22 protein-coding genes are annotated in these 20,119 nt (G+C 66.8%); 10 read left to right on the forward strand and 12 right to left on the reverse strand.

All coding sequences use genetic code 11. The features are described from left to right. Positions 1 to 43 precede the first annotated feature (43 nt). Positions 44 to 1,006 (forward strand): ribosome biogenesis GTPase YlqF, encoded by a 963-nt coding sequence (gene ylqF / locus AC3WUT_RS19715; RefSeq protein WP_492348785.1) that lies wholly within the window; start codon positions 44 to 46, stop codon positions 1,004 to 1,006. Positions 1,007 to 1,018: 12 nt separating this feature from the next. Here the strand turns inward: ylqF and AC3WUT_RS19720 are convergent, their stop codons facing one another. From AC3WUT_RS19720 to AC3WUT_RS19730, 3 genes are all read right to left on the reverse strand, one after another. Continuing rightward, positions 1,019 to 2,212, reverse strand: a complete 1,194-nt coding sequence (locus AC3WUT_RS19720; RefSeq protein WP_492348786.1) for an MFS transporter — start codon at positions 2,210 to 2,212, stop codon at positions 1,019 to 1,021. A gap of 67 nt (positions 2,213 to 2,279) precedes the next feature. Then, positions 2,280 to 2,897, reverse strand: coding sequence for a PAQR family membrane homeostasis protein TrhA (gene trhA, locus AC3WUT_RS19725; RefSeq protein WP_492348787.1), 618 nt, complete (start codon positions 2,895 to 2,897; stop codon positions 2,280 to 2,282). A 17-nt stretch (positions 2,898 to 2,914) separates the two neighbouring features. After that, positions 2,915 to 3,058, reverse strand: coding sequence for a hypothetical protein (locus AC3WUT_RS19730; protein WP_492348788.1), 144 nt, complete (start codon positions 3,056 to 3,058; stop codon positions 2,915 to 2,917). A gap of 194 nt (positions 3,059 to 3,252) precedes the next feature. Between AC3WUT_RS19730 and AC3WUT_RS19735 the strand changes: the two genes are divergently transcribed. Next, positions 3,253 to 3,951 (forward strand): DUF1345 domain-containing protein, encoded by a 699-nt coding sequence (locus tag AC3WUT_RS19735; protein WP_492348789.1) that lies wholly within the window; start codon positions 3,253 to 3,255, stop codon positions 3,949 to 3,951. 30 nt (positions 3,952 to 3,981) lie between these two features. Here AC3WUT_RS19735 and AC3WUT_RS19740 read toward each other — a convergent pair whose 3' ends face one another. Both AC3WUT_RS19740 and AC3WUT_RS19745 read right to left on the reverse strand, forming a co-directional pair. Beyond that, positions 3,982 to 4,356 (reverse strand): hypothetical protein, encoded by a 375-nt coding sequence (locus tag AC3WUT_RS19740; RefSeq protein ID WP_492348790.1) that lies wholly within the window; start codon positions 4,354 to 4,356, stop codon positions 3,982 to 3,984. A 109-nt stretch (positions 4,357 to 4,465) separates the two neighbouring features. Next, complete coding sequence (locus tag AC3WUT_RS19745; RefSeq protein WP_492348791.1) at positions 4,466 to 6,271, reverse strand: glutamine--tRNA ligase/YqeY domain fusion protein; 1,806 nt, start codon at positions 6,269 to 6,271, stop codon at positions 4,466 to 4,468. A gap of 159 nt (positions 6,272 to 6,430) precedes the next feature. Here AC3WUT_RS19745 and AC3WUT_RS19750 point away from each other — a divergent pair, with 159 nt between their 5' ends. Beyond that, a complete protein-coding gene (locus tag AC3WUT_RS19750) occupies positions 6,431 to 6,859 on the forward strand; it encodes a hypothetical protein (RefSeq protein ID WP_492348792.1) in 429 nt (142 codons plus the stop codon). Positions 6,860 to 7,002: 143 nt separating this feature from the next. Next, entirely contained in the window at positions 7,003 to 7,896 is an 894-nt protein-coding gene (locus AC3WUT_RS19755; RefSeq protein WP_492348793.1) for an alpha/beta fold hydrolase, read from the forward strand. A gap of 18 nt (positions 7,897 to 7,914) precedes the next feature. Here the strand turns inward: AC3WUT_RS19755 and AC3WUT_RS19760 are convergent, their stop codons facing one another. After that, positions 7,915 to 8,814 carry a LysR family transcriptional regulator gene (locus AC3WUT_RS19760; protein WP_492348794.1) on the reverse strand — a complete coding sequence of 300 codons (900 nt, stop codon included), beginning with the start codon at positions 8,812 to 8,814 and terminating at the stop codon, positions 7,915 to 7,917. 117 nt (positions 8,815 to 8,931) lie between these two features. Between AC3WUT_RS19760 and AC3WUT_RS19765 the strand changes: the two genes are divergently transcribed. Beyond that, positions 8,932 to 9,783, forward strand: coding sequence for a DODA-type extradiol aromatic ring-opening family dioxygenase (locus tag AC3WUT_RS19765; protein WP_492348795.1), 852 nt, complete (start codon positions 8,932 to 8,934; stop codon positions 9,781 to 9,783). Beyond that, the gene (locus AC3WUT_RS19770) at positions 9,776 to 10,468 is read left to right on the forward strand and encodes an alpha/beta hydrolase (protein ID WP_492348796.1); all 693 of its coding nucleotides are present in this window, start codon (positions 9,776 to 9,778) and stop codon (positions 10,466 to 10,468) included. The genes AC3WUT_RS19765 and AC3WUT_RS19770 overlap by 8 nt, the downstream gene beginning before the upstream one ends. Here AC3WUT_RS19770 and AC3WUT_RS19775 read toward each other — a convergent pair. From AC3WUT_RS19775 to AC3WUT_RS19800, 6 genes are all read right to left on the reverse strand, one after another. Further along, positions 10,452 to 11,315, reverse strand: coding sequence for a M90 family metallopeptidase (locus AC3WUT_RS19775; RefSeq protein ID WP_492348797.1), 864 nt, complete (start codon positions 11,313 to 11,315; stop codon positions 10,452 to 10,454). The genes AC3WUT_RS19770 and AC3WUT_RS19775 overlap by 17 nt on opposite strands. Beyond that, positions 11,312 to 12,088: a UDP-2,3-diacylglucosamine diphosphatase gene (locus tag AC3WUT_RS19780; protein ID WP_492348798.1), complete on the reverse strand. Its 777-nt coding sequence runs from the start codon at positions 12,086 to 12,088 to the stop codon at positions 11,312 to 11,314. The genes AC3WUT_RS19775 and AC3WUT_RS19780 overlap by 4 nt, the downstream gene beginning before the upstream one ends. Positions 12,089 to 12,110: 22 nt before the next feature. Beyond that, positions 12,111 to 12,617: a peptidylprolyl isomerase gene (locus AC3WUT_RS19785; protein WP_492348799.1), complete on the reverse strand. Its 507-nt coding sequence runs from the start codon at positions 12,615 to 12,617 to the stop codon at positions 12,111 to 12,113. 34 nt (positions 12,618 to 12,651) lie between these two features. Then, positions 12,652 to 13,179, reverse strand: a complete 528-nt coding sequence (locus AC3WUT_RS19790; RefSeq protein WP_492348841.1) for a peptidylprolyl isomerase — start codon at positions 13,177 to 13,179, stop codon at positions 12,652 to 12,654. A 62-nt stretch (positions 13,180 to 13,241) separates the two neighbouring features. Continuing rightward, complete coding sequence (locus tag AC3WUT_RS19795; protein ID WP_492348800.1) at positions 13,242 to 14,504, reverse strand: L,D-transpeptidase family protein; 1,263 nt, start codon at positions 14,502 to 14,504, stop codon at positions 13,242 to 13,244. An 88-nt stretch (positions 14,505 to 14,592) separates the two neighbouring features. After that, entirely contained in the window at positions 14,593 to 15,681 is a 1,089-nt protein-coding gene (locus AC3WUT_RS19800) for a tetratricopeptide repeat protein (RefSeq protein WP_492348801.1), read from the reverse strand. Positions 15,682 to 15,867: 186 nt separating this feature from the next. On the opposite strand from AC3WUT_RS19800, the gene cysS reads away from it, so the two are divergent. From cysS to tilS, 4 genes are all read left to right on the forward strand, one after another. Next, positions 15,868 to 17,250, forward strand: coding sequence for a cysteine--tRNA ligase (gene cysS, locus AC3WUT_RS19805; protein WP_492348802.1), 1,383 nt, complete (start codon positions 15,868 to 15,870; stop codon positions 17,248 to 17,250). A 61-nt stretch (positions 17,251 to 17,311) separates the two neighbouring features. Continuing rightward, positions 17,312 to 18,025: a DNA-3-methyladenine glycosylase family protein gene (locus AC3WUT_RS19810; RefSeq protein ID WP_492348803.1), complete on the forward strand. Its 714-nt coding sequence runs from the start codon at positions 17,312 to 17,314 to the stop codon at positions 18,023 to 18,025. 96 nt (positions 18,026 to 18,121) lie between these two features. Beyond that, positions 18,122 to 19,099, forward strand: a complete 978-nt coding sequence (locus tag AC3WUT_RS19815) for an acetyl-CoA carboxylase carboxyltransferase subunit alpha (RefSeq protein ID WP_019574432.1) — start codon at positions 18,122 to 18,124, stop codon at positions 19,097 to 19,099. 72 nt (positions 19,100 to 19,171) lie between these two features. After that, positions 19,172 to 20,119, forward strand: a complete 948-nt coding sequence (tilS, locus tag AC3WUT_RS19820) for a tRNA lysidine(34) synthetase TilS (protein ID WP_492348804.1) — start codon at positions 19,172 to 19,174, stop codon at positions 20,117 to 20,119.

The raw sequence follows: 20,119 nt of genomic DNA on the forward strand, positions 1-20,119 counted from the left end.
TGCGCCCCCGTTCGTCCCGTTCGCACAGCAAGAAAGCCCTCTCATGGCCATCCAGTGGTTTCCCGGTCACATGCACCTCACGCGCAAGGCGATCGGGGAGCGCATCAAGGAAATCGATGTGGTGATCGAGATGCTGGATGCCCGCCTGCCGGGCTCCAGTGCCAACCCCATGCTGGTGGGGCTGACGGCGGTCAAGCCCGCTCTCAAGGTGCTCAACAAGAGCGACCTGGCCGACCCGGTGCACACCGAGGCTTGGCTGGCCCATTACAACGCCCAGCCGGGCACCCGGGCCATCGCCCTGGACAAGCAGAACGCGGCCCCGGCGCGTGCGCTGGTTGAGGCCTGTCGCGTGCTGGCGCCCACCCGGGGCATCAGTCTCGCCAAGCCGATGCGGGTGCTGATCTGCGGCATCCCCAACGTGGGCAAATCGACCCTGATCAACACCCTGGTGGGCAAGAAGTCGGCCAAGGCGGCCGACGAGGCCGGCGTCACCAAGACCGAGCAGCGCTATGTGCTTGAAGACGGCTTCTACTTGTATGACACGCCAGGCGTGCTGTGGCCGCGCATCATCGTGGCCCAGAGTGGCTACAACCTGGCCGCCAGTGGCGCGGTGGGGCGCAATGCCTTTGATGATGCCGAGGTGGCGCTGGAGCTGCTGAGCTACCTGAAACAGCACTATGCGCCCGCACTCGAGGCCCGCTACCAATTGGGCCTGCCCCCCGGCAGCGTGGCCGGGATGTCGGACGAAGACCTGCTGGTGGCCATCGGGCGCAAGCGGGGTGCCTTGCTGGCGGGCGGTCGCATCAACGAGCAGAAAGCTGCCGAGATCGTGATCACCGACTTCCGCACCGGCATCCTGGGCCGGATCAGCCTGGAAAATCCTGAGGAATTTGCGCGTTGGCTGGCCGAGGGCAAGCAACTGGACGCCGAACGCACGGCCCGCAAAGAGGCCTTTGACGTGGCCCGCAAGGCGCCCGGGCGCAAGACCCGCCAGCAGCGCTGGTGAGTCGTCCTGGGCTCAGCGACGCTGCGCCAGCCGCTGGTCCAGTCCCAGCGCGGCCCAGGTGCTGAGGGCCAACCCGGCGCCCAGGGTGCAGGTGCTGTGCCAGCCGCCGTGCTGCCAGGCCAGCGAGCCCAGGGCCGAGCCCGAGGCGGCTCCGATGAAATAGCTGGTCATGTAGACCGCGTTCAGGCGGGAGCGTGACGGGGGCTCCAGGCCATACACCACGTTCTGGTTGCTGATGTGCATGCCCTGCAAGGCCAGGTCGACCAGCAGCAGACCGGCCAGGAACCAGGGCAGGCTGGCTTCACCCAGCCACAGACAGCCCCAACCCAGCAGCAACAGCGCGGCTGCCACCGCCGTGGTGGCCTCCGCCCAGCCCCGGTCCGACAGCTTGCCCACCACGCTGGCCATCAGAGCGCCGGCCACAGCCACCAGGCCGCACAGCCCGATGGCGCTGTCACTCAGGCCGTGGGCGGGGCCCGACAGCAGCAGCGCCATGGTCGAGAACAGCACGCTGACCGACGCAAAGGCCAGGCCGCCGATCAGCGAGCGGCTGCGCAGGCGCGGGTGGCGGGCCAGCAAGGTGCCCAGCGAGCGCAGCACCTGGGTGTAGCTCACCTGCCCCTCGTTGCGCGACGTGGGCAACTGGCGCCACAGGGCCAGCGCCACGACCAGCATCAACCCCCCTGCCACCTTGTAGACCGTGCTCCAGCCGCCCAGCGCAGACAGCAGGCCTGCCGCACTGCGGGCGCCGAGGATGCCCGTGAGCAGGCCGCTCATGACCACGCCCACCGCCCAGCCACTGCGCCCGGGGGCGGCCAGTGTGGCCGCCATGGGCACCAGCACCTGGGCCGCCACCGAAAACAGGCCGGCCATCACCGTGCCCGCCGCCAGCCAGGGCAGGCTGGGGGCCCAGCCACTGATGAACTGGCCGGCGGCCGCCAGCAGCATCAGCGTGACGGCCAGACGCCGCCGCTCCAGCATGTCGCCCAGAGGCACCAGCAGCAACAGGCCCAGGGCATACGACACCTGGGCCAGGGTGACGGTCAGGGCCGCCTGCGCCTCGCTCACCTGCAGGCCCAGAGCGATCGAATGCAGCAGGGGTTGGTTGAAGTAATTGCCGCCCGCGCACAGCCCTGCGGCCACTGACATCAGCAGCAGCACGGGCAGGCTCAGGGGAGAGGGCGTTTTCGGGATCAAGGCAGGCATCCAGGGCAGGCATTCAGGGTTGAACCCACTGCCAGGCCGCAGGGGGGATGCCCGGGCCTTTCAAGAATCAGGCCACATAGGCCGCCACGCTGATGAACTGGCAGGCGCTGCCGGCCAGCACGAACAGGTGCCAGATGCCGTGACCGTGGCGGATCTTCTCGTCATGGATGAACCAGTAGATGCCCACGCTGTAGCAGACACCGCCCAGGGCGAGCCAGATCAGCCCACCCAGCGGCAGGGCCGCCACCAGGGGCTGGGCCGCGACCAGCACCAGCCAGCCCATCACCACGTACAGCAGCATGGACAGCACGCGGGTGCGCCGGCCCAGGGTCAGTTCCTGCACGATGCCGAACAGGGCCAGGCCCCAGCTGATGCCGAACAGGCTCCAGCCCCAGGGCCCGCGCAGGGTGACCAATGAAAATGGCGTGTAGCTGCCGGCAATCAGCAGGTAGATGGCCGAGTGGTCACATTTCTGCAGCCAGGCTTTGGCCCGCCCGCGCACGCTGTGGTACAGGGTGGACACGCCGTACAGCAGCACCAGGGTGGCGCCGTACAGGCTGAAGCTCACGATCTTCCAGGGGTCGGCCTGCAGGCTGGCCATGACCACCAGCGCCACCAGGCCGGCGATGGCCAGCACGGTGCCGATCAGGTGGGTGCTGCTGTTGAGGCGCTCTCCGGGGTACATCGTCTGTCGGGCAGGGCTTATTTGTCCTTGACCTTGCCGCGCGGAATCACGGTGGTGACCGGAGGCATGGGCCGGTCAGAAACCGAGGGTTTGCTGGTGGTCGAAGTGTCCTTCTTGGGCTTCTTCGCCATCTTGTTGCTGCGTTGCTCGCCTTTGGCCATGGTGCCTCCGTGGCAGGCATCGGAGTGACGCCTGAGGCTGCATGGTAAGGCATGGCGAAAGGGCATCCGCGCCGTGGGGCTGCCTTTCGGCCTTTGTTTGCGCAGGATCAGGCGCGGGATCCGGGCAGGGTTGCGGCGCGGATTGGGGCATGATCGGGCCTGCTTCGCCTGTTCTCAGTGCTTCCGGTCCCGCCATGAACCTGTCCTCACCCTCCCCATCGCGTCGTCGTCTGTTGACCCGCCTGTCACTCATGGTGCGGGTGCGGCCCAGGCTGTTCAGCTCGATCGGGCTGGGCCTGGTGGTGGCCGCTGCGCTGGCGTTGTTCATGCCCATGCGCACCTTGACGGCCTGTGTGATGGGCTGGAACGCGGGGGCCATTCTGTACCTGCTGCTGGCCCTGCACATGATGAGTGGGGCACAGCCGGAGCAGATCCGCCATCGGGCGTTGCGCCAGGACGAGGGCGAGATGACCATCCTGGCCCTGGTGGTGCTGTCGGCGGTGGTGTGCCTGCTGTCCATCGTGGCCGAGTTGTCGGTGGCCAAGGGCTTGGAGGGGGCCACCCGGGCCTGGCACATCGGCCTGTCGGTGCTGACGATTCTGAGCAGTTGGCTGTTCACCCAGACGATGTTTGCGCTGCATTACGCGCACCAGTTCCATGCGGCCCAGTGGCGGGGCGATCCGCCCGGGCTGCTGTTTCCGGGCGACGAAGCTCCGGCGTACAGCGATTTCTTCTATTTCGCGGCGGTCATCGGCACTTCGGGGCAGACGGCCGATGTGAGCTTCAGCTCACGGGCCATGCGCCGCATTGGTACCGTGCACTGCATTTTGTCGTTTCTGTTCAACACCACCGTGCTGGCGATGATGATCAACATCGCGGCGGGGCTGTTCTAGCCCCGCCTGCCAGCGGCGGTGGGAGCCGACTTATTCGGTCTCGGCCGAGACCACGCGGGTCTTGCGGTTGTAGCGCAGGGTGATCTTGTGCACTTCGCACAGGTCGATGTCTTCCCACACCACTTCAGAGCCATCGTCTTCGAACACCACTTTGATGTCCTGCACGCAGTTGGCGGCATCCGAGAAACGGAACAGCTTGGCCTTGCTGTTGTCCAGCGTGCCGTCGCCCATGCGGTCCTTGCCCCAGGCGTCTTTGTTGGCAGCCGAGACGTAGACCTCAGAGATCGAGTAGCCGGTGCGGTTGACCAGCGTGAAGTCGGCAGCCCCGGCGTGGGCGCCCATCGAGGCGGTGGCACCAGCCAACAGCAGGGCAGACAGAGCGAGGGTTTTGAAAGTGGAGATCATGATCGAGTTGGTAACAAAAATTTACAAACCCGATCATCCGGGGCAAACCCGGGCCTGTCCATTGACCTGACTCAAGAGTGTCGGGAAAAACGGACAAGCCGGTGTATGTTTATTTGCCCCAGCTGTCTTTCAGGCCGACGGCGCGGTTGAACACGGGCTTGCCAGCCTGGTGGTCCACCCGGTCGGCCACAAAGTAGCCATGGCGCTCAAACTGGAACTGGGTGCCTGCGGCGCAGGCCGCCAGGGCGGGCTCCACAAAGCCTTGCACCACGCTCAGGCTGTTGGGGTTGAGGCTGGCCAGGAAGTCTTTGCCGCCGGCGTCGGGCTGGGCTTCGCTGAACAGGCGGTCGTACAGCCGGATTTCGGCGGCCACGCCATCGGCGGCCCCCACCCAGGTGATCACGCCCTTGACCTTGATCGCGTCGGCGCCAGGGGTGCCGCTCTTGGTGTCGGGCACCAGCTCGGCCTGCACCTCGGTGATGCGGCCTTCGGCGTCACGCAGGGCACCCTTGCATTCGATCACATGGCCGTACTTCAGGCGCACCTTGTTGCCGGGGTACAGGCGGTGGTAGCCCTTGGGCGGGGTGTCTTCGTAGTCGCCGCGCTCGATCCAGAGTTCGCGGCCGAACTGGAATTCGCGGCGGCCCAACTCGGGGTGATGCGGGTGGACCGGCGCGCTGCAGGCGTCCAGCGTGCCGGCGCCCATCAGGGCATCCCAGTTGGTGATGACCAGCTTCACCGGGTCGAGCACAGCCATGGCGCGGGCCGCCTTGTGGTCCAGGTCGTCGCGCAGGGCGCCTTCAAGCGTGCTGTAGTCGATCCAGCTGTAGTCCTTGGTCACGCCGATGCGTTCGCAGAACAGCTGGATGGCCTCGGGCGTGTAGCCGCGGCGGCGCAGGCCCACGATGGTGGGCATGCGCGGGTCGTCCCAGCCGCTGACGTGGTGTTCGTTGACCAGTTGGGCCAGCTTGCGCTTGCTGGTGATCACATAGGTCAGGTTCAGGCGCGAGAACTCGTATTGGCGCGGCGGCGGCGAGACCAGCAGGCCGCTTTCAATCAGGCGCTCCATCAACCAGTCGTAGAACGGGCGCTGGTCTTCGAACTCGAGCGTGCAGATGCTGTGGGTGATGTTTTCCAGAGCGTCCTCGATCGGGTGCGCAAAGGTGTACATCGGGTAGATGCACCAGGTGTTGCCGGTGTTGTGGTGCTCGGCATGCTTGATGCGGTAGATGGCCGGGTCGCGCAGGTTGATGTTGGGCGAGGCCATGTTGATCTTGGCGCGCAGCACGGCAGCACCGTCAGGCAGTTGGCCATCGCGCATCTCGCGGAAGCGCGCCAGGTTTTCAGCGGGCGTGCGGCTGCGGAAGGGGCTGTCCACCCCTGGCTTGCTGAAGTCGCCCCGGTTGGCGCGCATGTCCTCGGCGCTTTGCTCGTCCACATAGGCGTGACCGGCCTCGATCAGGGCCTCGGCGGCCCGGTACATGAAGCCGAAGTAGTCGCTGGCCTGGTACAGGTGCGAGGTCGTCTTGCCGTCGATCGCGCTGTCCCAGCCGAAGCCCAGCCATTTCACGGCATCAAGGATGGAGTCAACGTACTCCTGGTCTTCCTTTTCCGGGTTGGTGTCGTCAAAGCGCATGTGGCACACGCCACCGTAGTCGCGGGCCAGACCGAAGTTCAGGCAGATGCTCTTGGCATGGCCCACGTGCAGGTAGCCATTGGGTTCGGGCGGAAAGCGCAGCCGCACCGGTGCCGGGTCCAGCGGGCCGGCGGCGTGGTGCGCCCCGTCACCCGGCGTACCGCCCCAATGACGCTGGGCATAGGTTTTTTGGGCCAGATCGTGTTCGATGATCTGGCGCAGGAAATGGCTGGGCTTGGCGGACTCTGGGGAATCGGAGGTGGGGGTGTTCGAACTCATCCGTCCATTTTAGGCGGGCGCGCCCACGGGGCTTGGTTAACGCCTGGAAACAAATAGAGGGCGATGACCTGACAACGAAGCCGGCACATGCCGCGTTGTGGGGTTCAGGGCCGCCTTTGGTCGCCCCGAATCGCTATTTGATCTGAAGGAGAGACTGCCATGCAAAACCTCAATGTCCGCCCGGATGTCCGCTCGGTGACGCGCAACTTCAGTCGCTGCGCGCGTGCCCTGGCCGGAGGCTGCAGCCTGGCCGCCCTGGCTTTCCTGGCCATGGCCACGCCTGCCCAGGCCCACGGCGTCAATTGGGCGGTGGGCGTGGGTGTTCCAGGTGTGAGCGTCGGGGTGTCCAACGGCGGGGCCCTGTATGTGGGGGCACAACCGGTCTATGCGGCGCCGGTGGCCTATGCCGCCCCCCCGGTGGTCTATGCTCCCCCGCCCGTGGCCTATGCGCCGCCGCCTGTAACCTACGCCCCGGCGCCGGTCTACTACGGCGGCGGCAGCTATTACCGCCCGGCCCCGGTCTACATGCCCCCAGTGGTGTATGGCGGCGGCTGGGGTCATTTCCACCACCACCACGGCTGGCGCTGAACCGGGCGCAGTGAGTCGGTCGAGGGGGCTGAGCGGCGGGGTGGGCCGGGTCCCCCGGCCCGGGGCAAAGCCCGGCAAAATAGGAGATGAGAGGGGCCTGCACTCTATTGGCCGGCCCCTGAACCTGTTTTTGCGAGCCCCTGATGATGGATCAACTGTTCCCCAACGCTGCCAGCCCCGATCAACCCCTGCACGAGCTGGTGCGTCGCCTGGGGGCCCAGGCGCGGCGTTGCGTCACCCCCTGCGGCCAGGGGGAGCTGGTCTGGCATGTCTGGGGTGAACCCCGTGCGGGCGTGGCGCCCCTGGTGCTGTTCCACGGCGGCAGCGGCAGTTGGACCCACTTTGTGCGCAACATCGAGCCCCTGTTGCAAGAAGGGCGCGAGTTGTGGGTGCCGGACCTGCCGGGTTTTGGGGATTCCGCGGTGTCGCCGCTCGGCGGCGATGCCGACAGCATGGTCGAGCCGCTGTACCAGGGTTTGCGCACCTTGCTCGGCGATCGCGTCTGCGAACTGATCGGCTTCTCGTTTGGGGGCATGACGGCTGGCTTGCTGCTGGCCGCCCACCCGGACGCCGCCTCGCGTCTGGTGCTGGTGGGGGCGCCTGCGATGGGGGTGGTGCCGCAGCGCCAGTTCGAGCTCAAGGCCTGGCGGCACCTGCCCGACGTGGCGGCGCAGGCCGATATCCACCGCTACAACCTGGCCGCCTTGATGTTGCATGACACGGCCTTGATTGATGGCCTCGAGGGCCTCGCGCTGCAACTTCATGTGGCCAACGTGATGCGCGACCGCCTGCCACGCCGGCGCCTGGCGCACACCGACATCCTGGCGCGTTCACTGCCGGCCTTGAATTGCCCGGTGCACGCCATCTACGGCGCCCACGATGCGCTTTACAAAAGCTGGATCCACCAACTGGAGGCTGCTTTTGCAGCCTCTGCCCGTGATTTCAGGGGCATGACCCTGATCCCGGACGCGGGCCACTGGGTGCAGTTCGAGCGCCCCGAGGCCTTCCATGCGGCCTTGATGAACGCGCTGGCCTGACGGTGAGCCGGTTCAGGCTCAGGCCCAGCCGGGCTGCATGAAGGCCTGGGCCAGGAAATCAACCATGGCCCGCACCTTGCCTGACAGGTGCTTGCGGCTGGGGTACACGGCGTGAATGTCGAGCAGCGGGCGGTGGTAGTTCGGCAGCAGTTCGATCAGCTGGCCCTGGCGCACGTCCTCTCCGACCAGGAACGCGGGCTGCATGATCACGCCCTGATCCGCCAGCGCGGCTGCACGGCAGGTGTCACCGCTGTTGGCCCACAGGCGCGGGTGCACGGTCACTGACTCGGACTTGCCGTCGGCATTGTCAAAGGTCCAGGTGGCGCCCAGTGAGGAGTACGAGTAGGCAATCACACTGTGTTCGCTGAGGTCCTGCAGGTTCTGGATGGGGCTGTGGCGGGCCAGGTAGCCTGGCGAGGCACACAGCACCATGCGGTCGCTGGCCAGGCGCCTGGCCACCAGCGAGGTGGCCTGCAGGCGGCCGATGCGCACACCCAGGTCAAAGCCTTCCTCCACCAAGTCGACCACGCGGTCGCTCAGGGTGATGTCCAGCTCGATCTCGGGGTACAGCTTGAGGAACTCGCCCCACAGCGGCGCCAGGTGCAGGTTGCCGAAGCTCAGCGGTGCATTGATGCGCAGCTTGCCTGTGGGGCGTGCCGCGGTGGCGCTGGCTTCGGCATTGGCCTCGGCCAGGTCGTCCAGGATCTGCTTGCAGCGCTCGTGGTAGGCCGCCCCCGAGTCGGTGAGCGACAGCCTGCGGGTGGTGCGATTGAGCAGGCGTGTGCCCAGGCGGGCCTCCAGTTCCAGTACCAGGCGCGAGACCACAGCCTTGGACAGGTCCAGCCGGTCGGCGGCCTTGACGAAACTGCCGTGCTGCACGACGGCGTTGAAGGCTTCGATCTGACGGAGTTGATCCATGGTGGCTCTCTGGCGTGTGGGGAGGGATTGTCAATGGGGCCGCAACAATCAATTGTTGCGCTGCCGATTGGTCTGTGAATGGCCGACGCCTAAAGTAGTTCCCGGAGCGTTAACACCATGATCACTCAATTTGACAACACCGAAAAGCCAGTGGAAACATCCGATAGGCAGAGGCTGCCCGCCCTGTTTGTGTCCCACGGGGCCCCTTTGTTTGCCCTGGAGCCCGGTGACACCGGCCCGGCGCTGACCCGCCTGGGCGCTGAGTTGCGCCGCCGCCAGCCGGTGCGCGGGGTGGTGGTGTTGTCGCCGCACTGGATGTCCCAGGGGCTGCGGGTGATGACCGGCGGCCAGCCGGCCACCTGGCATGACTTTGGCGGTTTCCCGCGCCCGCTGTACGCGTTGCAGTACCCGGCGCCCGGCGACCCGGCCCTGGCTGAAGCGGTGCTGCAGCGGCTGCAGGCAGCCGGTCTGCCCGCCCAGGCCGATGCGCAGCGCCCCTTTGACCATGGGGCATGGGTGCCCTTGATGCATCTGTTTCCGCAGGCCGATGTGCCGGTGGTGCAACTGTCGTTGCCCGCCACGGCGGGGCCTGCGGAGGTGCTGGCCCTCGGGCAGGCCCTGGCCCCCTTGCGCGATGAAGGTGTGCTGCTGCTGGGCTCAGGCAGCATGACGCACAACCTGGCAGAGTTCTTTGGTGGCGAGCGCGAACCGGCCCCCTACGTCGGCGCGTTCTCGCGCTGGGTGGAGGCGGCCCTGGAGCGAGGCGACCTGCCGGCCTTGCTCGACTACCGGTGCCAGGCGCCCCATGCCCAGCGGGCCCATCCGACCGAAGACCACTTTCTGCCGTTGTTCTTTGCCCTGGGCGCCGGTGGCGCCGCGGCCAGCCGGCCCCACTATGTGAGCCGCGAGGTCATGCACAGCATGCTCGCCATGGACACCCTGACCCTGGAAGAATCCCCCCATGTCTGATACCTCTCCTTTGAACCCTTTGGCTTCCCTTCCTGATGACCTGGGCCTGCAGGCTGATTTTCGCCCCGCCGCGCCGGGCACCGAGCCGCCCTGGCTGCTGGTGCTGATGCATGGCGTGGGCAGCAACGAGCAGGACCTGATGGGCATTGCGCCCTGGGTGCCTGCGCGCTACCACCTGCTGAGCCTGCGTGCACCGCACCCCATGGGCCCGAATGCCTGGGCCTGGTTTCAGTTCGGGGTGGCCGCCGATGGCTCGCGCGTGATCAACACCGCCCAGGAGAAGCACAGCCGGGCTTTGATCGAGCAGGCCGTCAGCCGGGCGGCGACCCAGCTGGGCGTGCCCGCCTCGCGGGTGGTGGTGGGCGGCTTCAGCCAGGGCGGCATCATGGGGCTGAGCCTGTTGCTGACCCGGCCCCAGAGCCTGCGTGCGGCCCTGTCGCTGCACAGCCGCCTGTTGCCCGAGGTGCTGCCCGAGCAGGCCCCCGCCGAGGCCCTGCAGGGCCGCAGTCTGTGGGTCAGCCATGGCACCGAGGATGCGGTGTTGCCCGCGGTTCACAGTGAGCGCATCGTGGCCCATGCGGCCACCTTGCCCTTGCAGGTGCACAGCGCAGGGTTCCCGGGTGGCCACACGCTCGGCCGGCCCGAGCTGGACGAGTTGTCGCGCTGGCTCAGCGCGCTGGCCTGAAGAAAGCGTCGAACAGCGTGAGCAGGCTCGGAAAGTGCTGCCCGAACTCGGTCCGGTTCACAAAGTAGGCCTCGCAGGCCACGGCCAGGAACTCGTCGAGCGACTGGGCGCCGTAGGCGTCCAGCCAGGGCTCGGGCTGGCCGAAGCGCTCGGCCCGGATCACCTGCTCGCAAAAGCCCTCCCAGGCCGGCGTCAGCACGGCCAGCCAAGCCTGGCGAGCGGCGCGCCCGCCTCGCTGGCCCAGAAAGCCCGGTGGCAGCGGCGGGCAGGCGTCGGCTGCGCCGTCGCGCAAGTCCATCTTGTGGATGAACTCGTGGATCACCACGTTGTAGCCCTGGGCGGCTGAGTCACCCGCGGCGGCCACATCGGGCCAGGACAGCATCACCGGACCACCGGGCATGGCCTCGCCGGCCAATTCCTCCTGCCATTGGTGGACGATGCCGTCGTCGTCGGTGAAGTCGCGTCGCGCCAGGGCCAGGCCCGGGTGCAGCACGATGCCCACAAAATCGTCGTACCAGGCCAGGGCCCTCGGGTCGCCGGGGGCCTCCGCACCGGGCCCCAGATGCAGCAGGGGCAGGCAGGCCTGGGCGGCCACCGTCAGGGCCATGGCGTCGCTCACCGCCAGCCCGTGTGCGCCGTGGAACTCTTTGCGCGCCAGAAAGTGCCCGCACAAGCGGCGCAGGCCGGCCTGTTCATCGGGCGCCAAGGCGGCCAGAAAAGGGTGGGCGGCGAGCGTGGCCTGCCACAGGGCTTCGGGTACAGGGCGGGCTTGGGGCAGGACCCGGGCGCCCAGCCAATGGCGCAGCCACTGCCAAAGGCCGGTTGTGCGGGGCAGGGCGGTGTTCACGGTCGGGCGGGCGGGACGCGATGCAGGCTGTGGGCCTCCAGGCGCAGCACCTCGGCACGCGCCACGGGCGCGTGCAGGTCCCAGTCGCTGAGCACTTCGCGGCTCAGGCCCTGGCCCAGCAGGTGGCGGGCCGGGCGGTGGGTGTGCCCATGGATCATTGTGAGGCTGTTGGCGGCCTGCAGCCAGGCCCGGGTGGCGGCCGGGTCCAGGTCGGCATAGGTGTCGCCGCTGCGTTTGCGCGCTTCGCTCTGGGCGCGCAGCTGGCGCGCCAGCGCCAGGCGTTCGGGCAGGGGGCGGGCCAGAAAGGCCTGCTGCCAGGCGGGGCTGCGCACTTCGGCGCGAAAGCGCATGTAGTCGTGGTCGTCCAGGCACAGGGCGTCGCCATGGCTGAGCAGCCAGCGCCGGCCTTCAAACACCAGCACACAAGGGTCGGCCAGCAGGGTCATGCCGCAGGCCTGCGCAAATTGCGGGCCCAGCAGAAAGTCGCGGTTGCCGGCCATGAAAAACAGCGCCAGGCGCTGGCTGGCCGCATGCAAGACCTGCTGGCAGGCGGCCTCGAAACTGCCGGGCTGCACCGCGTCATCACCGACCCAGACCTCGAAGATGTCACCCAGCAGAAACACCGCATCGGCCGGCGTATGGAGCAGGTGCTGGCGCCAGGCGTCGAAGGTGGCGGGCTCGGCCTCGTGCAGGTGCAGGTCAGAAATGAAATCGACCGTGCGCCAGGCCGCCGCAGCCTCAAGCTCGGCGATCCGGGGCACGGTCGGGGGCATGGTGGGGGAGCGCTGGCGACGCTTACAGCGCCACAGCCTTCTCGATCACCACGTCTTCCTTCGGCACGTCGTCATGGAAGCCCTTGCGGCCGGTCTTGACGGCCTTGATCTTGTCGACCACGTCGTTGCCCGACACCACCTTGCCGAACACGGCGTAGCCCCAGCCCGAGGCGGTGGGGGCGGTGTGGTTCAGGAAGCTGTTGTCAGCCACGTTGATGAAGAACTGGGCGGTGGCCGAGTGGGGGGCGTTGGTGCGCGCCATGGCCACGGTGTAGTTGTTGTTCTTCAGGCCGTTGTTGGCTTCGTTGTCGATGGGGCCGTCGGTGGGCTTTTGCTCCATGCCGGGGGCAAAGCCGCCACCCTGGACCATGAAGCCCGGGATCACACGGTGGAAGATGGTCTTGTCGTAGTGGCCCTTCTTCACGTAGTTGAGGAAGTTTTCCACCGACTTGGGGGCTTTTTCGGCATCCAGTTCCAGCGTGATGACGCCGTAGTCCAGGATGTGCAGTTCGACTTGGGGGTTGCTCATGGGGTGTTTCCTCAGGGCGGGTCTGTGGGAGGGGTTACTTGATCTGGGTGGCCGAGTTGATGGTCACCGGGGTGGCCGGCACGTTCTGGTGCGGGCCCTTGTTGGTGGTGGGCACAAGCTTGATCTTGTCGACGACGTCCATGCCGCTGACCACCTTGCCAAACACCGTGTAGCCGTAGCCATCGGGGTTGGGGGCATTCAGCATGCGGTTGTCGACCACGTTGATGAAGAACTGTGCGGTGGCCGAGTTGGGGTTGGCCGTGCGCGCCATGGCAATGGTGCCACGGTCATTGGTCAGGCCGCCCGAGGTTTCGAGGGCGACCGGCGCGCGGGTGGGCTTCTGGGTCATGTCGGCCGTGAAGCCGCCGCCCTGGATCATGAAGCCGTCCATCACACGGTGGAACACCGTGCCGTCATAGTGCTTGTCTTTGACGTATTGCAGAAAGTTTTCGACCGTCTTGGGGGCCTTGGCGGGGTACAGCTCCAGCACGATGTCGCCCTGGCTGGTGCTCAGCTTGACCTGAGGGGCCGTCTGGGCCGCAGCCATGTTGCCCAGGCCCATCAGGCCGGCGGCCGTGATGGCCAGCAGCGCGCGACGGCTGCTCAGGATTGAGCTCACATTCATCATCCGATGACTCCTTCAAAAAAGATTTTCCATTGCTGCCCCTGGCGCAGCCAGTACTGGCGCTTGGTGCTGCCGCGGTTGGTGCCGGCGACGAGTTCGCCGAAGGTTACCACCATGGTTTCGGTGTTGTCCGTCCAGCGCAGCATGGACAGGTCCTTGACCTCGAAGCCCCGGCCGCCTGCTTTGCTGATTTCCTGCTGCAAGGACGGGGTCCAGTCGTTCAGGCTCTTGCCGTAGCTGTTGAAGTCGCTGGTGTAGTAGCCCAGCAGGCGCGGCACATCGCCGGCGTTCTTGGCCGCACGCCAGGCGTTGAAGGCGTCTTCAAAGCTGCGCCCGGCCTGGCGCGCCTGGGCCTGGGGCACCCAGTTCAGCGAGGTGGCGATCACCACCGGGGTGCTGCGCACTTCGACCGTGGACAGCAGGCGCTCCAGATCGGGGTTGGCCATCACAACGCAGCCGTCGGTCGACTGCGGGGGGCGGGCGAACTGGGTCGACGGCGTGCCATGCAGCCAGATGCCGCTGCCCGTCTTGCCCCGGCGCGCATCGTAGGGGTTGGGGTAGTTGATGGGCAGGGCGCCGGCGCCGTAGAAGTCTTTCAGGGTGCGCGGGTCGAGGTTGCTGGTGATGAAGTACACGCCCAGGGGGGTGCGCTGATCGCCTTCGCTGCCCTTGTCGACGCCCAGCTTGCCCACCGAGATGTAGTAATCGGCCACCAGTCGCAGGCCGCTGCCGTTGTTCTCGAACAGATACAGGCGGGCCCGCGAGGTGTCCACTGCGATGGCATGGCGGTGCCGGCTGGTCAGGGCCACGAACTGGTCCGGCACGGTCTGGGCCGGGGGGCGCTCGCTGAGGGCCTTCAGCCGCAACAAGGCTTCATCGCGCAGGTCTTTGAGCTGGGGGGCGGCGGCTCGGGCCACGGTGTCGGGCACATCGCCTGCGGTGCGCAACGGGCGGGTCTGGGCCGAAAGCAAGTCGCCATACACCAGTTGCGCCAGCTGAAAGCCGGGGTGGTCGCGCACCAGGCCTTCGGCCAGGCGCAGCGCGTCGCGGGTGCGGGCCGCGCCGATCAGGCGGTAGATCTCGATCAGCCGAGCCTCGGCCTGGCCGTCACGCAGCACGGCACTGGCTGGGGTGGGGGCAGGGCTGTGGTGGGGCTGGCGTTTGGCCGCGTGCGCAGCGGTGCCGCCCAACAAGCCGAAAGCCAGCAGCAGGCCAGCAGCGCCTGCGCGCTGCAGAAAACGGGAAGCAAAGGCGAATCGCATCATGGTCACAACCGTGGCGAGGCCGCCAAACCCGGTGCGCGCCACCCGCACAGGGCAGCGTTCGGGGTGGCGGTCCCGCCCGGGACGATCAGCCGCCGGTGGATTCGCGAACGATCAACCAGCGGTCGCCCGCCTTGACCAGGTCCAGCGTCTTGCGGCTGGAGACATTCAGTGTGTCAGCGCTGTAGTCCTGGCGGAAGCGTGCCGTGGCCTTGCTGCCGTTGACGTTGATGGCCAGGTCATGCAGTTTGACCGCGATGCGCGCCTTGCCCAGGATGCGCGAGCGGCGCTCGTCTTCCCAGGACTTGCGGTTCATCTTGCCGGGTGGGTCGAATTCCTTGCCGTAGGCGGCCAGGTAGGCCGACACGTCACGGGCCGACCACACGCTGGCCCAATGGCGCACAGCGGATTCCACATCCTTTTCAGGGCCGGCAACAGCCGCGGCGGCTGGTGCGGGTGCCGGAGCCGGAGCAGCGGCGGGGGCTGCGGCGGTGGCCGGTGCCGCCACAGGAGCGGGCGCTGGTGCCGGTGCCGGGGCTGGGCTGGGGGCCGGTGCGGGCGCCGGAGCAGGGGCCGCCTTCGGGGCTGCTGCCACAGGAGCGGGCGCCGGTGCCGGGGTGGGCGCTGGCTTGGCCGCTGCGCCGGGCTTGCCATTGGTGGTGAAAAGATCGCGGATCAGGGCCAGCTTGGGCTGGATCGCCGGGTTGGTGTTGTCCAGTTGCAAGGCCTTGCTGTAGGCCTGGCTGGCCAGCTTGGCGTAGACGTCGCCGAGGTTCTCGTGGGCGGTGGCGTAGCTGGGGTTGGTCCGGATGGCCATCTCGAGCGCAGTGCGGGCCTTGTCGTACTGGTTCTGGCTCGCATACAGCACCGCCAGGTTGTTGTAGGGCTCGGGCAGCTCCGGGTATTCCTGGGTCAGGGCCACAAAGGTGGCGATGGCGTCGTTGGGCTTGCCGGCTTCGGACTGGATCACGCCCTTGATGAAGCGCATCTGGGGGTCTTTGGGCTTGCCTGCCAGGTATTGGTCGGCCTTGCTCAGGGCTTCGGTCGTCTTGCCCTGACGCAGCAGCTGGGTGACATCACCGTAGTCGTCGGCGTGGACTCCGAACGAGGCCCCCATCAGGGCGGCCAGGGCCAACATGCGAAGGCGGGCGGGAACGGTGCAGCGAGCTTGGGTCATGGAGCCTCGTGGGGTTTGCGCGATGGCAAGCGCCAACCGGGGCGCTTATACTGGGGCGGATTGTAGCCGAGGGGTGGAGGTGCTTTGTACCCTCCACCGTGGCGCTGCAACACTCCCATCCTCCTGATTTTTCGAAGATTTCCGGCCGTCATCCGGCTGCGGAATCGCTGTCTGCCCAATTTATCCATGAGCCTGCGCATCTACAACACGCTGACGCGTGATCTGCAAGCGTTTTCCCCCATCGAGCCTGGCCATGTGCGCATGTACGTCTGCGGCATGACTGTGTACGACCTGTGTCATCTGGGCCATGCGCGTTCGATGGTGGCCTTTGACGTCGTGCAGCGCTGGTTGCGGGTTTCGGGCTTTTCGGTGACTTATGTGAGAAATATCACAGACATCGACGACAAGATCATCCGGCGCGCCGTTGAAAACGGCGAGTCCATCCGTTCGCTGACCGATCGCATGGTCGACGCGCTGCACCAGGACGCCGATGCCCTGGGCGTGCAGCGCCCCACCCACGAGCCTCGCGCCACCGACTTCGTGCCCCAGATGCTGAGCATGATCAGCACCCTGGAGCAAAAAGGTTTGGCCTATCGCGCCGCCAGCGGCGACGTGAACTACGCGGTGCGCAAGTTTCCCCATTACGGTCAGTTGAGCGGCAAGTCGCTGGACGAGCTTCGCTCGGGTGAGCGCGTGGCCGTGAACGACGGCAAGGACGATCCGCTCGACCCGGTGCTTTGGAAGAGCGCCAAGCCCACCGAGCCGGCCGACGCCAAGTGGGACAGCGAGTTCGGCCCGGGCCGCCCGGGCTGGCACATCGAATGCTCGGCCATGGCCTGCTCGCTGCTCGGCGAGACCCTGGACATCCACGGGGGCGGGGCGGATCTGCAGTTTCCGCACCACGAAACCGAGATCGCCCAGAGCGAAGGGGCCACCGGCCAGACCTTCGCCCGCACCTGGATGCACAACGGCTTCATCAATGTGGACAACGAAAAGATGTCCAAGAGCCTGGGCAACTTCTTCACCATCCGTGAAGTGCTCAAGGTGTTTGATGCCGAGACCATCCGCTTCTTCGTGGTGCGTGCCCATTACCGCAGCCCGCTGAACTACAGCGACGCCCATCTGCAGGATGCCCGCAATGCACTGCGCCGCCTGTACACCGCACTGGACGCGGTGCCGCCCGGCGAAGGGCTGGCCGAGATCGACTGGGCCACGCCCCATGCCGCCCGCTTCAAGGCCGTGATGGACGAAGACTTCGGCACCCCCGAGGCGGTGGCCGTGCTGTTTGATCTGGCAACCGAGGTGAACAAAACCCGCTCGCCCGAGTTGGCGGCCCAGCTCAAGGCCCTGGGGGCCTGCCTGGGCCTGCTGCAGGGTGAGCCCAAGGCCTTTTTGCAGGCGGGCTCCAGCCTTGATGAGGCCGCCATCCAGGTGCTGATCGAGCAACGCGCCGAGGCCAAGAAAGCCAAGAACTTTGCCGAGGCCGATCGCATCCGCCAAGAGCTGCTGGCGCAGGGCATCGTGCTCAAGGATTCCGCTGCCGGCACCACCTGGGAGGCGGCCCAGTGACCCGTGCTTGTTCAGCCTTTTCCCCGGTTGCGCGGTGCCGTTTTGTGGCGGGGCCTGACGCATGATGGTGGCCAGCAAGAAGCCCGCGGCATTCGAGGCCGTGACGCTCGACACCCCGGCCCCCAGCAGCCCGGCCGACGACCGGGCGGAAGAACTGCTCACGCCAGGCTACTGGCAGGACGCCTGCAAGCACCTGGTCAAGAAAGACCGGGTCATGAAGCGCCTGATCCCGCAGTTCGGCAACGCCTGCCTGCGGATCCGCGGCGATGCCTTCACCACCCTGGCCCGCTCGGTGGTGGGGCAGCAGATCTCGGTCAAATCGGCCCAGTCGGTGTGGCGCAAGTTTTCGGCTTTGCCACAAAGCATGACGCCGGCCAATGTGCTCAAGCTCAAGGTGGACGACATGCGCGCGGCCGGCCTGAGCGCCCGCAAGGTGGAGTACCTGGTGGATCTGGCGCTCAATTTCGACACCGGCTCGGTGCACGTCAAGTCGTGGGAGTCGATGGACGACGAATCCATCATTGCCGAACTGGTGGCCATCCGCGGCATCGGCCGCTGGACCGCCGAGATGTTCTTGATCTTTCACCTCATGCGGCCCAATGTGCTGCCGCTGGATGACGTGGGTTTGATCAAGGGCATCAGCGACAATTATTTTTCGGGCGATCCTGTGAGTCGCAGCGATGCCCGTGAGGTGGCCGCAGCCTGGGAGCCTTACCGCAGCGTGGCGACTTGGTATATTTGGCGGTCGCTGGATCCCTTGCCGGTCGTCGGTTGACGATGCCTCGCACGGGTCTTGCGTGCTGCCTGAGGGCGGTGCGCCATGCTGGCCAGACCGAAGGGGTCGGCCGGCGGAAACAACAGGAGAATGACGTTGGCGAAAAAAACCTTTCTTGATTTCGAGCAGCCGATTGCCGAACTCGAAACCAAAATCGAAGAACTGCGCTACGTGCAAAACGAGTCTGCAGTCGACATCTCCGAAGAGATCGACCAGCTCAGCAAGAAGAGCCAGCAGCTCACCAAAGACATCTACAGCGACCTGTCGCCCTGGCAGATCACCAAGATCGCGCGCCACCCCGAACGCCCCTACACGCTCGACTACGTGCGTGAGCTGTTCACCGATTTCATCGAACTGCATGGCGATCGCCACTTTTCGGACGACCTGAGCATCGTCGGTGGTCTGGCCCGTTTCAATGGCCACGCCTGCATGGTGCTCGGCCAGCAAAAGGGCCGTGACACCAAGGAGCGCGCGCTGCGCAACTTCGGCATGAGCAAGCCCGAGGGCTACCGCAAGGCCTTGCGCCTGATGAAGACCGCCGAGAAGTTCAAGCTGCCGGTGTTCACCTTTGTTGACACCCCGGGCGCCTACCCCGGCATCGACGCCGAGGAACGCGGCCAATCCGAGGCCATCGGCCGCAACATCTTCGAGATGGCCCAACTTGAGGTGCCCATCATCACCACCATCATTGGTGAAGGTGGCTCGGGCGGCGCCCTGGCCATCTCGGTGGCCGATCAGGTGCTGATGCTGCAATACTCGGTGTACTCGGTGATCAGCCCCGAGGGCTGTGCCTCCATCCTCTGGAAGACCAGCGACCGCGCCCAGGATGCCGCCGATGCCCTGGGCATCACGGCGCACCGCCTGAAGGCCCTGGGCCTGGTCGACAAGATCGTCAACGAGCCCGTGGGTGGTGCCCACCGCGACCCCAAGCAGATGGCCGCCTTCCTCAAGCGCGCCCTCAACGATGCCTGGCGTCAGGTGGCCGACCTCAAGACCAAGGAACTGGTCGACCGTCGTTACGACCGTCTGCAAAGCTACGGCCGTTACACCGACACCAAGGCCGACAGCCGCTGACAGCCCCGGGCCTGGCGGCCCGCCGGCAGGTGCGCCTGAAGACCGCAGCGTGATCACCACCACGCACCTTTCATGAGCACCTCGTTCGACGCCGCTCTGGCGTCTTTCCAACCCCTCTTGCCCCTGGGCGTGGCCTACAGCGGCGGCGCTGATTCCAGCGCCTTGCTGCTGGCCTGTGCGCGGCGCTGGCCGGGCCAGGTGCACGCCCTGCACATCCACCACGGCCTGCAGGCCGCGGGTGACGCCTTCGAGGCCCATTGCCGGGCCACCTGCGAGCGTTTGAACCTGCCCCTGGTGGTGCGCCGCATCGATGCCCGCCATGCCCCTGGCCAAAGCCCCGAAGACGCGGCCCGCCGCGGGCGATACCAGGTCTTTGACGAGGTGCTGCAGCAAGAGTGGCGCGAGGCCGGCGTACGCACCGTGGCCCTGGCCCAGCACGCCGATGACCAGGTCGAGACCCTGCTGCTGGCGCTGTCGCGCGGCGCGGGTCTGCCGGGCCTGGCCGCCATGCCTGCCCGCTGGCAGCGCGGCGGCATCGACTTTGCGCGGCCTCTTCTGGGCGTGCCCGGCCAGGCCCTGCGTGACTGGCTGCAGGCCCAGGGCGAGGCCTGGGTGGACGACCCCAGCAATGCCGATCTGCGTTACACCCGCAACCGAATCCGGCACCAACTGCTGCCCGCCCTGGAGGCCGTGTTTCCGGCCTTTCGCGACACCTTCGCCCGCAGCGCAGCGCACGCCGCCCAGGCCCAGACCCTGTTGCAAGATCTGGCTCGCGACGACCTGCAACAGGTGGGCAACCCACCAGTCATTGCCGCGTTGCGCGCCCTGGCCCCCGAGCGCCAGGCCAACGTGCTGCGCCACTGGCTGCTGTCGGTGCATGGCACCACGCCCAGTGCCGCACAGCTCAAGGAGCTGCTGCGCCAGCTGCAAAGCTGCACCACCCGCGGGCATCAGATCCGGCTCAAAGTAGGACTTGGTTACGTGCAGCGCAAGGGGGCGGTGCTCGGTTGGTACAATTAG

The organism is Curvibacter sp. EU05-FHT14A10 (genome assembly GCF_058791075.1).